Source organism: Arachnia sp. (genome assembly GCF_057238465.1).
Map to the genome: position 1 here is coordinate 1 of NZ_DBHHFZ010000009.1, position 12,189 is coordinate 12,189.

The window sequence follows — 12,189 nt, forward strand, 5'->3', positions numbered from 1 at the left end:
ATCAGCGCTTGGAGTACTGCGGGGCCTTGCGGGCCTTCTTGAGGCCGGCCTTCTTGCGTTCCTTGACGCGGGCGTCGCGGGTCAGCATCCCGGCCTTCTTCAGGGCGGGGCGGCTGGCCTCGGTGTCGATTTCGTTCAGCGCCCGGGCGATGCCGAGACGCAGCGCACCGGCCTGCCCGGTGACGCCGCCGCCCTCGATGCGGGCGATGACGTCGTAGGAGCCGGTGACCCCGGCGGTGGCGAACGGATCGGACACCAGCTGCTGGTGGACCTTGTTCGGGAAGTAGTCCTCGAGGGTGCGGCCGTTTATGGCCCACTGCCCGGAGCCCGGGACGATGCGCACGCGGGCGACGGCCTCCTTGCGGCGGCCGGTGGCGGCTCCCGGCGCGATGATGGCGGCCCGGGCGGTCTCACCGGCGGCGGTCCCGGGGGTGGAGTCGGAACGGTAGGCGATCTCTCGGTCCTGCTCGTCGACGAACGGCTTGATCTCGTCAGCGGTCTCCTCGACCGCGGTGGTGGTCTCAGTCATCGAACTTCCTAGGCTCACTGGGCAATCTGGGTGATCTCAAAGGGCTGCGGCTTCTGCGCGGCATGCGGGTGCTCCGGCCCGGAGTACACCTTGAGCTTGCCGATGAGCCGGCGGCTCAGCTTGTTCTTGGGCAGCATGCCCCAGACGGCGCGTTCCACGGCCTTGCGGGGGTTCTTCTCCAGCAGCTCACCGATGGAGACGGCCTTGAGGCCACCGGGTCGGCCGGAGTGGGAGTAGCGCATGTCGTCGGTGCGCTTGTTGCCCGTGAGGGCGATCTTGGAAGCGTTGACCACGATCACGAAGTCGCCACCGTCGATGTGCGGCGCGTAGGTCGGCTTGTGCTTGCCGCGCAGCAGCGTGGCGACCTGGGAGGCCAGCCGACCGAGGATGACGTCTTCAGCATCGATCACATGCCAGTTCCGGGCGATCTCGCCAGGCTTTGGGGTGTACGTGGACACAGCAACTTCCATTCGTTATCAAACACTTGAGAGGTCACACACGCGCAGCCGCCCGACCCTCGGGTCGACGGCACGGCGCGCAACAGCTGCCTAGTCTATGTGCAGGAAACTGATTCGGTCAAAACCCACGCCCCGGGTTTTCTCCCGCGTGTTCTCGTTCAAAGGCGAGCAGGGCCCGTTTCACGTCCAGTCCGTGGGCGTAGCCGCCGAGACCCCCATCGCCGCGAATCACCCGGTGACAAGGAACCACGATCGCCACCGCGTTGCGGGCGCAGGCACCTGCCGCGGCGCGCGCGGCGGCCGGACGCCCGGCCATGGCCGCCAGTTCCGAGTAGGAGACCGTGTCCCCCGGCGGAATCCTCCGCATCGCCTCCCGGACCGCGGTGTGGAACTCACCGCCGGGCTGAGCCACCGGGATTTCGTCCAGCGCCAGGAGGTCGCCGTCGGCGTAGGCGCGCAGCGCATGCAGGATCGGGTGGTTCCCGGGCACCGCGGACAGTCCCTGGGTTGAAACGCCGTGACGGCAGCTGGTCAATTCGTCGTCCTCGATGATGATCGTCCACTCCCCTCCTGGCAGGGTGAGGATGGCTTCGTGTTTCACAGGTAACTCTCCTTGGTCCACAGGTGCATGACGGCGCGTGAGCGCCAGGGCCGCCAGGCCTCCGCTCTCGCGAGCACCTGACGGGAGGTCGCGAGACCGAGGGCGCGTTGGAGCACCAGGTCCCCGGACGGGCAGGCGTCCGGATCCCCCAGTCCGCGCATGGCGATGAACTCGGTGGTCCATGCCCCGATTCCCCGGATTCCCAACAACCTGCTGCGCGTCTCACCCCGGTCGACCCACGGATCAACGCGGAGCCCACCCGCCAGTTCGACCGCCAGGGCGTGCAGCGTCGCGGCCTTGGAGCGGGTCAGCCTCAACGACTCCCGAATCCCATTCTCCCCCGCCTCGGCCACCGCCGCGGGCTCGGGCGGCAGCCGCCACTGCTCCCCCAGCCCCGGTGCGGGCCTGCCGTATGACGTTACGAAACGTTCCTGCACGGTGCGGGCGGCAGCGAGCGAGATCTGCTGGCCCAGCACGGTGAAGAAGGCGAACTCCGCCCCGTCGACCACCCCGGGGACCCGCAATCCGGGCCTTTCCGCCACCAGCGGGGCCAGCTGCGGATCGCGACCCAGCAGGGCATCGGCGGTCGTGGTGTCGGCGTCCAGGGCCAACCAGCGACGCACCGCACCCAGGGTGGGGGCCAGGGCGCCGAGCGCGGGCAGGTCCAGCTCCGCCCTGCCCATCACGTCGGTTCGCGCAAGCGCAGCACCCGCCGGGGTGTTCACCAGGCGCGTCAACGTCCCGGACTCGAACTTCTCCACCCCCGGCACCGCGTGTGCCGCGAGCGCGGCCCGCATGGCGGTGCCCGCCTGCGCCCCCGGGGCGGGCAGCCGCACCGTCAGCCGGAACCGCCCGCTCCTGCCGCGCGCAGTTTCGGGTTCGGGGTGGCGTCGCAGCCCTCTGGGGCTGGTTCCGAACTCGGCGCGCATGACGTCGTTGAACTGGCGGATGCTCCCGAAACCAGCCGCGAAGGCTATCTCACCCAGTTTCCAGTCGGTGTGGTCCATGAGCATCCGGGCGGTGTGGGCCCTGCGGGTCCGGTTGACCTGGTGAACCGTGGCCCCCACTTCTTCCCGGAAGATCCGGTTCAACTGCCGCACACCGACCCCGAGCCGTTCGCCCAGCCCGGTCACACCGAGATCGTCAACCACCCCGTCACGGATGGCCTGCACGACGCGGCCAACCAGGTCCTCCCGTCGGCTCCAGCCCATCTCGCCGGGAAGGCGATCTGGCCGGCATCTCCTGCACGCCCTGAAACCGGAGGCCACCGCGGCGGCCGCGGTCGCGAAGAATCGACAGTTCTCCCGGCGGGGAAGCCGGGCGGGGCAGGAGGGACGGCAGTAGATGCCCGTTGATGTCACGGCCAGCACGAAGTGCCCGTCCCAGGCGTGTTCTCGTCCCGCACACGCCTCGTAGCAGGAGTCCTCATCGAGGGGAAGCGTGTTCATGTCGTACAAGTCTGCTGGATTCCCGATCAATTTTTCTGGCGGGATCAAGACATCTCGGTGCCATTCCCAAGACCCAACCTTGATGCGCCCCGACAAGGCACTAGTGTTCTTGTATGGCCTCAAAGTCGAGTACTCACGTAGCAATCAGTTCTCCCGAACAAATCCGTAATGTCATCCTCGTCGGTGCCAGCGGGTCGGGAAAGACCACCCTCTTCGAGCACCTCCTGCGCGCCAGGGTGGAGGGATATCGCGGTGAGAAGGACACCCCCGAGCGAGCGGCCTCCCTCACCCTGGCCTCCATCCCCGCCAGGGACGTGCAGATCAACCTCCTGGACGCCCCCGGTCACCCCGAGTACGTCGGGGAGTTGCGCGCCGGTTTGCGGGCAGCCGACGCGGCGGTGTTCGTGATCCCCGCCGGCGAGGAGATCCAGCCGGCCACCATCGCATTGTGGGAGGAATGCCAGAAGGCAGGCCTGCCCCGCATCATCGCCATCACGAAACTGGACCAGGGCCGCGCCGACTTCCTCACCATGGTTGAGATCTGCCGCGACGCCTTCGGTGAAGGTGTCGTCGCGGCACTGCTGCCGATCCGCGAGGGCGACCGTTCCACCGGCAACATCTCCCTGCTGAACAAACGAATCCACGACTACTCCTCCGGCACCCGCATCTCCCGCGACGCCGACGAGGAGGAGAACGCCTACATCGAGGAGCAGCGCGCGCCGTTGCTGGAGGCGATCATCACCGAGCTCCAGGACGAGGACCTGATGGAGCGCTACCTCGAGGGCGAGGAGATCGCCGTCGCCGAGGTCTACGAGGTGTTGAACAAGGCGATCATCAGCGCCCGGTTCTTCCCGGTCCTACCCGCCCACACCACCAGCAACGTCGGCACCGAGGAGTTGCTGCGCTGGATCGAGAAGGGTTTCCCCGCCGCCAACACCACCACCGTCCCCGACATCGTCACCCTCGACGGCGAAACCCTGCCGCGTGCCACCTGCGACCCGGATGGCCCGCTGGTGGCGCAGGTGATCCGCACCACCAGCGACCAGTACTCGGGTCGCCTGTCGCTGGTGCGGGTGTTCTCCGGGACCCTGCGCACCGACGACGCCGTCCACGTCTCCGGCAGGCGCGAGCTGTTCGGTGAGGACGAGGACCCGTCCCACCCCGACCACGACGAGAGCGACAAGGTGGGTCAGCTCTCCGGGCCGATCGGCCTGGAACTGGTGGGCAAGGACAAGGCCATCGCGGGCGAGATCGTCTACGTGGCTCGCCTGTCCAAGGCCGAGACCGGGGATTCCCTGTCCGCCACGGAACGCCCGGGCGCGATCCGGCCCTGGCGGGTTCCGCAGGCGCTGTTGCCCGTCGCCATCGAGGCCGACACCCGGGGCGACGAGGACAAGCTCGGAGGGGCGCTGCAGCGGCTGGCCGTCGAGGACGTCACCGTCCGCCTGGAGCGGAACCCCGAAACCGACCAGCAGTTGCTGTGGACGATGGGCCAGGCCCACAAGGAGCTGCTGCTGGCGCGGTTGAAGCAGCGCTACGGCCTCAACATCCACGAGGTGCCCGTGAAGGTGCCGCTGCGGGAAACCTTCACCGCCCCCGCCAAGGCCCAGGGACGCCACGTGAAACAGTCGGGTGGACACGGCCAGTACGCGGTCTGCGAGATCGAGGTCACCCCCCTCGAACGCGGGGCGGGCTACGAATTCATCGACAAGGTGGTGGGCGGTGCCGTGCCGCGCCAGTTCATCGGCTCGGTGGACAAGGGAATCCAGTCCCAGATGGCCAAGGGCACCCTGTTCGGTTTCCCGATGGTGGACATCGCCGTCACCCTCTACGACGGCAAGGCCCACTCCGTCGACTCCTCCGACATGGCCTTCCAGACCGCGGGTGCCCTGGCGCTGCGCGAGGCCGCGACGGAGAACAACATCGGTGTGCTGGAACCGGTGGACCGGGTGCGGATCACCGTCGGGGAGGCCTTCCTGGGCCCGGTCCTGACGGACCTGGCGGGTCGCCGCGGGCAGGTGCTCGGCAGCGACGCCGACGCCGAGCGCCACGCCATCATCGACGCGCTGGTGCCGCAGCTGGAGTTGATCAACTACCCCATCGACCTGCGCGGCCTGGCGCAGGGCACGGGCAGCTTCACCCGGGAGTTCAACAGCTATGAGCTGATGCCGCGGGAACTCTGGCCGAAGGAATAACGCCAAGGAAAAAGGACGATCAACCGCCGCTGGCAGTCCCAGCGGCGGTTGATCATTTTCGAGGACTTCTCAGATGGAGTGCAGCGGACGGTCCCAGGGGGCCAGGTTGCCGCGGTCCACGATCTGCTTGCCGAAGGGCGAGCAGGTGACGGGGATCATCTTCAGCGACACGACCGCGTTTACGATGCCGACGATGGTCACGGCCTGGGCGATCGCGGCGACGACGTGTCCGAGAGCCAACCACCAGCCGCAGAAAACGAACCAGATGAGGTTCATGATGCCGGAACCCATTCCGGCGTTCGGGCGCCGGACCACGGCCTTGCCGAAGGGCCAGGCGACGTAGGCGGCCATCCGGAACGCGGCAACACCGAACGGGATGGTTATGACGAACACGCAGGCGATGATCCCCGCAATCGTGTAGCCGATCGCCAGCCAGATGCCTGCGAGTAGGAACCAGATCAGATTCAGCAGGGTACGCATGGGTTCAGCATAGATACCGGTGGGTTCCCGGTGCCTCAGGTATCCCCCTGATGCCCTCCCCGATCCGGTTGCGACCGGCGCGAGACGAAGGTGTAGCTGTCCGGGTCGAAACCGACGCCCCCGCCGAATGCGGCCTCCAGGGTGCCGTCGTGGGCCAGTTCGTGGGGGGTTCCGACGCGCATTCCGTTTTCCGGCCCGACCACCCAGAGCCGGTCGGCGTGCCGGGCCGCCACCTCCACGTCGTGGGTGCACACCGCCACCGCGATCCCGCGGTCGTGTGCCAGGTCCTGCAGCAGCTCGAAGACACGGATCCGTCCGGGCGGGTCGAGGAAGGCGGTGGGTTCGTCGAGCAGCAGCAGCCGGGGGGCCTGCGCGATGGCGCGGGCGATCATCACCCGCTGCCGCTGCCCGTCGGAAAGTTCCCACAGCATCCGTTTCGTCAGCTCTCCCGCCCCGACGGCCTCAAGGGCGGTGGTGACGGCCTCACGGTCCGAGGCCCCGAGCCGCCCCGACCATCCGGTGTGGGGGTGCCTGCCGAGAGCGACCACGTCTGCGACGGTCAAACGTCCCGGTGCGACCCGGTCGGTGAGCACCACCGCGACCTGCTGGGCCACTTCGTCGCGCCGCATCCGCCCGAGGTCCCGGCCCAGCAGCCTCACGCTCCCGGCCAGCGGCGGCTGCAGCCCGCTGAGGGTGCGCAGCAGGGTGGATTTCCCGGCCCCGTTGGGTCCGACCAGTCCGATGAGACGGCCCTTCTCGAGGCTGGTGTCGAGCCCCGCCAGGACCACCTTCCTGCTCCGCCGGGTGCGATACCCGACGGTGAGCCCGGCCAGTTCCAGGACGTTCACAGCGCGAGCCTCCGGCGTTGCATCAGGATCCAGACCACCACGGGCGCCCCGAAGGCGGCGTTGATCGCGTTCAGGGGCAGCACCGAGTCACCGGGAAGCCCCGCGATGATGTCGGCGGTCAGCGCGAGCAGCGCCCCCGTCAGGGCGGTGGCGGGAATCAGGACACGGTGATCGGATGTGTTGAACGTGCCCCTGGCCAGGTGTGGGACTGCGATCCCGAGGAACTGGATGGGGCCACAGAAAGCGGTCACGGTTCCCGCCAGCACCGAGCTCAGCGCTATCAACGCCATGCGCACCGCCTTGAGGTTCAGACCCACGCTCTGCGCGTAGCGTTCCCCCAGCAGCAGCGCGTTGAGGGGTTTCAACAACGCCAGAGAAACCACCAGCCCCAATCCGATCACCGCGGAGATCAGCGGAAGATTCGCCCAGGTCACCCCGCCGTAGCTGCCGAACCCCCATCGCGAATAGGCGGCGATCAGCTGGGGGGTGGAGAAGGACATCATGATGCTCACCCCGGCCGAGACCAGGTAGCCGATCATCACCCCGATCAGCAACAGGGTCACCGAGGAACGCACCACCTGTCCCAACACCAGCACCAGCGCCATCACCAGCCCGGAGCCGATGGCGGATGCGACGACGACCGCCAGGTCACCACCGAACCCGAGTCCCGCGGTCAGGGCGGCGGCCCCACTGCCCCCGACCACGAGGATCACCGCCGCCACCCCCAGCGAGGAGCCGGCGGAGACGCCGAGGATGAACGGATCGGCCAGGGGGTTGCGGAACAGCGTCTGCATGGCCAGTCCCGTAACCCCGAGCGCGGCCCCCGCCAGGCAGGCAGTGATGGTGCGGGGCAGCCGGACGGAACCGACGATCAGCTGGGCGATGGGCCGGGTGGGTTGCCCCGTCAGCACCGCCCAGACCTCCTCAAGGGTGATCTGGGCGGGGCCGAGCACCAGGCCCGCGGCCACCGCCGCGGTCAGCGCGCAGACGAGGACCGCGAACCCGAGTGGGTGCCGCATCAGGCGGGAAGCTGCTCGTAGAAGGTGTAGTCCTGGTCGGCGAACAGCTCGGGGTGGGCGGCCTTGGCGAGGTCACGCAGAACCAGGTCGGGGCGCACCACGCCCTGCTCCCAGTAGTCGTTCCCGCCCGCGGCGTTGATGCGCTTGGTGGGGTTGTAGACCCGCCCGTCCTGGGCCGCCTTGATCGTCACCAGGCGTGGATCGTCGGCGCCGATCGCGGAGATGGTGGGCCATTTCTTCGTCGTGTCGGCGTTGAACCAGATGTCGGCCCGGGCGCCGGCCTCCAGCATCGTCTCGATCGCCGTCGGGATACTGCCGTTGGATTCGTCTTCGCCGAAGGCGTAGGTCATGCCGGCGTCGGCGAGGAAGGCGGCCACGTAGCTGCGCCCCCCTGGACGGGCCCACTCCCCGTTGAAGGGGGCGCCGGTGATGGCGGTGGGCCGTTCGGTGGTCTGCTGGACCTTGTCCTTCACCGCCGTGTAGTCGGATTCGATCTTCTGGAAGACCTGGTTGGCGGTGCCCTCGGTGTTGGTGAACAGGGCCGTGAACTTCAACCACTCCGACCGGCCGAGCGGGGTGTTCTCCAACCATTCGGAGTTGCCCACCACGGGTACCTTCAGCTCCCGGATCTTGTCGTAGGCCGGGTCGGGGAAACCGCTGGAGAAGAACAGATCGGGGGTGGCGGCCGCGAGGGTTTCGACGTTGATGCCACCGGATTCATTGCCGAAACCGACGATCTTGCCCTCGGCGATGAGCTTTGCGATGGGTTCGGACCAGACCCACTTCGGTGACTGCACCGCCGCCAGGGAGTCGGTGGCACCCAGCAGTTCGAAGGCGGGCAGCTGCGTGGTGGAGGAGGTCGCGGCTCGGCGCACCGGAATGGAGATGCGTTGCGCGTTGGCCAGTTCGGAGGGCAGCTCGGGGTTGGCCCCGCACTGCACGAGGACGTAGGTCTCCGGCGAGGCACCCTGCAGGGGTTCCTTGACCGTCACGGTCTTGTAGGAACCGTGGTATTCCACCGTTACCCCGGTGGCGTGGGAGAAGCTCGTCTTCTCGGGAAAGTAGTCGGCGTTCGCGTCGTACTGGGTGACGCAGCCGTCGCTCCCGACTCCGGCAGGGGAGCTTGAGGCATCTGTGCTCGACTGTGACATCTGGCCACAGGCCGCCAAAGGTAACAGGGCGAAGGCGGCAAGGGCTGCGAGGGTGCGGGTGAGTTCCACGTTGATCACCAATCCTGGATGTCGCGTCCTTTTTGGGATGGTCTTCGCCGGCAGTTCCTGACTTCCCGTTTTCGAGGGTCACAGTGGCGCGTCCGTTCCGGATTTCCACCGGATTCCTGCGCGACGAGACTATGAGAAAACTTACCGCCGAACATTTGCCACATCGACGGCGGGTCCCGTTAACCCGGTTATCATCGCGGGGTGAAACCGCCTCGTCCCCAGCGCACCATCGTCAGTTTCGTGCGCCGCAACACCCGGATGAACGATTCGCAGCGGGCGGCCTGGGATCGTCACCGGGACCGTTTCCTCATCGACGTGCCCGCCGCGGAGATGGACACCTCCGTAGCCGACGACGCCCACGTCGACTGGGATGCAGTCTTCGGCAGGCGGGCCCCGCGGATCGTGGAGATCGGATCGGGCAACGGGGATTCGCTGGTGCCCATGGCAGCGGCCCGCCCCGAGAGCGACTTCATCGCCTTCGAGGTGTTCCCACCCGGTATTGCCTCCACCATGGGGCGTCTGGGTCGCGAAGGGGTGGGCAACGTGCGCATCGTGCCGGCCAACGGCGCACAGGGACTGGCGGTGCTGTTCGACGACGACTCCCTGACGGAGCTGTGGACCTTCTTCGCCGACCCGTGGCGCAAGACCCGGCACCACAAACGCCGCCTGGTCAGCAAGGATTTCGCCGACCTGGTGGCGTTGAAACTCCGGCCCGGTGGGTTGTGGCGGCTCGCCACGGACTGGGAGGACTACGCCTTCTGGCAGAAGGAGACGCTCGACGCCCATCCGCGGTTCGAGAATCTCCACGACGGTTGGGCGCCGCGGTACGAGGCGCGCCCGGTCACGAAGTACGAGGCCAAGGGCCTGGCGCAGGGCCGCAAGGTCTACGACCTGACCTACCGGCGGTTGCCGTGACCCGGCTGCGCATCGACCTGGCCTACGACGGCGGGGCTTTCCACGGCTGGGCCTCCCAGCCGGGGTTGCGGACGGTGCAGGGGGTGCTGGAGGAGTCACTGGGCAGGCTGCTTCGCCTCGACCCGGCCCCCACGCTCACCGTCGCGGGCCGCACCGACGCCGGGGTGCACGCCCGCGGCCAGGTGTGCCACGTCGACGTCGAGGACCCGGCCCTGTCCCCCACCGACCTGCTGCGCAGGCTGCGCCGGATCTGCCCCGAAGACATCGCCATCCGCGACGTGACCGAGGCCCCCGACGGCTTCGACGCCCGTTTCTCCGCGGTCTGGCGGCGCTACTGCTATCGCCTGATCGACTCCGCGCAGGTGCCGGACCCCCTGTTGCGCAACCACGTGGTCCAGCTGCGGCACCCGCTGTGCCTGGACACCACACAGGAAGCGACGCAGCTTTTGACGGGGCTGCGGGATTTCGCCCCGTTCTGCAAGGCCCGTGAGGGCGCCACCACCATCCGCGACCTGCGGGAGTTCACCGTCACGCGGCGCGGCGACGGGGTGGTGGAGGTGCACCTGCTGGCCGATGCCTTCTGCCACTCGATGGTGCGGGCCCTGGTTGGGGCGCTGACCGTGGTCGGCGCGGGACGCCGGGACCTGGCGTGGCTGGCGAAGGTCGCAGGCAGCGACCGCCGCTGCGGAGAGGTACCTTTGATGCCCGCCCACGGCCTGGTGCTGGAGGAGGTCGGCTATCCCGCCGAGGATCAGCTCGCCGCACGCGCCCGCGAGGCCCGCGCCCGCCGAAGCCTGGAGGAGACATGAGTCACTACTTCACCAACGACCCCTCCCCCATGATCACCCGCGAGATCACCGCCACGGTGTTCGGACGCGAACTCGTCTTCACCACCGCGAACGGGGTGTTCTCCGGCACCCGGCTGGATCTGGGCACCTCGGTGCTGCTGCGCACCGTCGCCCCGCCGGAACAGGGGCGGGTTCTCGACCTGGGGTGCGGGTTCGGGCCGATAGCGGTGGGGATCGCCGCGGCCAGCCCCGGGGTGCAGGTGGATGCGGTCGACGTCAATGAACGGGCCCTGGCCCTGACCCGGATGAACGCGGAACGCGCCCGGGTGGCGGACCGGGTGCGGACCTTCTCGCCCGAGGACGCCGTCTACGACGAGATCTGGTCCAACCCGCCGATCCGCATCGGGAAGAAGGCCCTGCACGAGCTTCTGCTCACCTGGCTGCCCCGGCTGAAACCCGACGGGGTCGCGTATCTGGTGGTGAGCAAGAATCTCGGCGCGGACTCCCTCGCGACCTGGCTCATCGAGCAGGGCTGGCCGACGGAGAAACTGGCCTCGGCGAAAGGGTTTCGGGTGTTGAAGGTCCGGCGCGACGGCGACTCGCCCGCCTGACTCCGCCGCAGGTCCCGAAAGGCTGCATAGGATGGGGAGAACCGTCGCGGCCCGGCCGCATGTCCCGAACCGAGGAGTCTCGATGACCTACGTCCTGCCCGATCTCGATTACGACTACGGAGCGCTGGCCCCGCACATCGCACCGGAGATCATGGAACTGCACCACAGCAAGCACCACGCCGCCTACGTCGCGGGAGCGAACACGGCCCTGGAGCAGCTGGCCGAGGCCCGCGAGTCCGGAAATTTCGGGGCCATCAACAAGCTGGAGAAGGATCTGGCCTTCCACCTGGGCGGTCACATCAACCATTCCACGTTCTGGAAGAACATGTCGCCGGAGGGTGGCGGCCGTCCCGACGGCGAGCTGGCCGCGGCCATTGACGAGTACTTCGGTGGTTTCGACGGTTTCCAGAAGCAGTTCAACGCCACTGCCAACGGCATCCAGGGCTCCGGCTGGTCCATGCTGGTCTTCGACATCCTCGGGCGGCGCCTCAACATCAACCAGCTGTACGACCAGCAGGGCAACCTCCCGGCGGGCCAGATCCCGCTGCTGCAGCTCGACATGTGGGAGCACGCCTTCTACCTGCAGTACAAGAACGTGAAGGGCGACTACGTCAACGCCTGGTGGAACGTCGTCAACTGGTCCGATGTCGCCGAGCGTTTCGCCAAGGCCCAGACCTTCGCGTCCTGACCACCCCCGAAGCTGGTTGATGCGGATTGGGGAACAGCAGCATTTCCCGCCTCTCCTCTCCCCATTTACTGCCTCTCCTCTCCCCATTTACTGCCTCTCCTCTCCCCATTTACTGCCTCTCCTCTCCCCCCCGGGGCACGAATCGCGGAGGCCCGCTTCCGCAGGATCAAGGCCCCAACCGCCGTCCCTCCCCCTGGGCACGAATCGCGGAGGTTCGACGTTTCAACGTCGCCACACGACGTTGAAACGTTCTTCTCCCGCGTTTCACGTGCAGAGGGGAGGGAGGTTCGGGAGTCGCGACGAGGGAGCGGCCCGTGCCGAAACCACCCCTGGAAGCCGGTTGAGCCAGGGAGCGAGGAACGAGCAACCCGAGTCGAAACCACCCCCAG

At 67.9% G+C, this 12,189-nt stretch carries 13 protein-coding genes and 1 riboswitch; of the genes, 5 read left to right on the forward strand and 8 right to left on the reverse strand.

Features of this window, described 5'->3' with window-relative positions:
* Window position 1: 1 nt before the first annotated feature.
* From rpsI to ACO6D6_RS10125, 4 genes are all read right to left on the reverse strand, one after another.
* Window positions 2–529: a 30S ribosomal protein S9 gene (gene rpsI / locus ACO6D6_RS10110; protein WP_484785141.1), complete on the reverse strand. Its 528-nt coding sequence runs from the start codon at window positions 527–529 to the stop codon at window positions 2–4.
* Between the two features lie 14 nt (window positions 530–543).
* The gene (gene rplM / locus ACO6D6_RS10115; RefSeq protein WP_484785142.1) at window positions 544–987 is read right to left on the reverse strand and encodes a 50S ribosomal protein L13; all 444 of its coding nucleotides are present in this window, start codon (window positions 985–987) and stop codon (window positions 544–546) included.
* 118 nt (window positions 988–1,105) lie between these two features.
* The gene (locus ACO6D6_RS10120) at window positions 1,106–1,588 is read right to left on the reverse strand and encodes a methylated-DNA--[protein]-cysteine S-methyltransferase (RefSeq protein ID WP_484785143.1); all 483 of its coding nucleotides are present in this window, start codon (window positions 1,586–1,588) and stop codon (window positions 1,106–1,108) included.
* A complete protein-coding gene (locus ACO6D6_RS10125; RefSeq protein ID WP_484785144.1) occupies window positions 1,585–3,036 on the reverse strand; it encodes an Ada metal-binding domain-containing protein in 1,452 nt (483 codons plus the stop codon). Before ACO6D6_RS10125 ends, ACO6D6_RS10120 begins: the two co-directional genes overlap by 4 nt.
* A 113-nt stretch (window positions 3,037–3,149) precedes the next feature.
* Here ACO6D6_RS10125 and ACO6D6_RS10130 point away from each other — a divergent pair, with 113 nt between their 5' ends.
* On the forward strand, window positions 3,150–5,231 hold the full coding sequence (locus ACO6D6_RS10130) for an elongation factor G-like protein EF-G2 (RefSeq protein ID WP_484785145.1): 2,082 nt from the start codon (window positions 3,150–3,152) through the stop codon (window positions 5,229–5,231).
* A gap of 69 nt (window positions 5,232–5,300) precedes the next feature.
* Here the strand turns inward: ACO6D6_RS10130 and ACO6D6_RS10135 are convergent, their stop codons facing one another.
* The 4 genes from ACO6D6_RS10135 to ACO6D6_RS10150 are packed head-to-tail and all read right to left on the reverse strand — an operon-like array spanning window position 5,301 to window position 8,807.
* A complete protein-coding gene (locus tag ACO6D6_RS10135) occupies window positions 5,301–5,711 on the reverse strand; it encodes a YccF domain-containing protein (RefSeq protein WP_484785146.1) in 411 nt (136 codons plus the stop codon).
* Between the two features lie 35 nt (window positions 5,712–5,746).
* Window positions 5,747–6,559: an ABC transporter ATP-binding protein gene (locus ACO6D6_RS10140; RefSeq protein WP_484785147.1), complete on the reverse strand. Its 813-nt coding sequence runs from the start codon at window positions 6,557–6,559 to the stop codon at window positions 5,747–5,749.
* Window positions 6,556–7,578, reverse strand: a complete 1,023-nt coding sequence (locus ACO6D6_RS10145) for an iron chelate uptake ABC transporter family permease subunit (RefSeq protein WP_484785148.1) — start codon at window positions 7,576–7,578, stop codon at window positions 6,556–6,558. Before ACO6D6_RS10145 ends, ACO6D6_RS10140 begins: the two co-directional genes overlap by 4 nt.
* On the reverse strand, window positions 7,578–8,807 hold the full coding sequence (locus ACO6D6_RS10150; RefSeq protein ID WP_484785149.1) for an ABC transporter substrate-binding protein: 1,230 nt from the start codon (window positions 8,805–8,807) through the stop codon (window positions 7,578–7,580). The genes ACO6D6_RS10145 and ACO6D6_RS10150 overlap by 1 nt, the downstream gene beginning before the upstream one ends.
* 23 nt (window positions 8,808–8,830) lie before the next feature.
* A riboswitch (cobalamin riboswitch) is annotated at window positions 8,831–8,962 on the reverse strand.
* Between the two features lie 37 nt (window positions 8,963–8,999).
* Here ACO6D6_RS10150 and trmB point away from each other — a divergent pair.
* The 4 genes from trmB (at window position 9,000) to ACO6D6_RS10170 (ending at window position 11,800) form a co-directional block, all read left to right on the forward strand.
* Window positions 9,000–9,713 carry a tRNA (guanosine(46)-N7)-methyltransferase TrmB gene (gene trmB / locus ACO6D6_RS10155; RefSeq protein WP_484785150.1) on the forward strand — a complete coding sequence of 238 codons (714 nt, stop codon included), beginning with the start codon at window positions 9,000–9,002 and terminating at the stop codon, window positions 9,711–9,713.
* Complete coding sequence (truA, locus tag ACO6D6_RS10160; RefSeq protein ID WP_484785151.1) at window positions 9,710–10,522, forward strand: tRNA pseudouridine(38-40) synthase TruA; 813 nt, start codon at window positions 9,710–9,712, stop codon at window positions 10,520–10,522. The genes trmB and truA overlap by 4 nt, the downstream gene beginning before the upstream one ends.
* Window positions 10,519–11,112 (forward strand): class I SAM-dependent methyltransferase, encoded by a 594-nt coding sequence (locus tag ACO6D6_RS10165; RefSeq protein ID WP_484785152.1) that lies wholly within the window; start codon window positions 10,519–10,521, stop codon window positions 11,110–11,112. Before truA ends, ACO6D6_RS10165 begins: the two co-directional genes overlap by 4 nt.
* Before the next feature lie 82 nt (window positions 11,113–11,194).
* Window positions 11,195–11,800, forward strand: coding sequence for a superoxide dismutase (locus ACO6D6_RS10170; RefSeq protein WP_484785153.1), 606 nt, complete (start codon window positions 11,195–11,197; stop codon window positions 11,798–11,800).
* The last annotated feature ends 389 nt before the right edge of the window (window positions 11,801–12,189 follow it).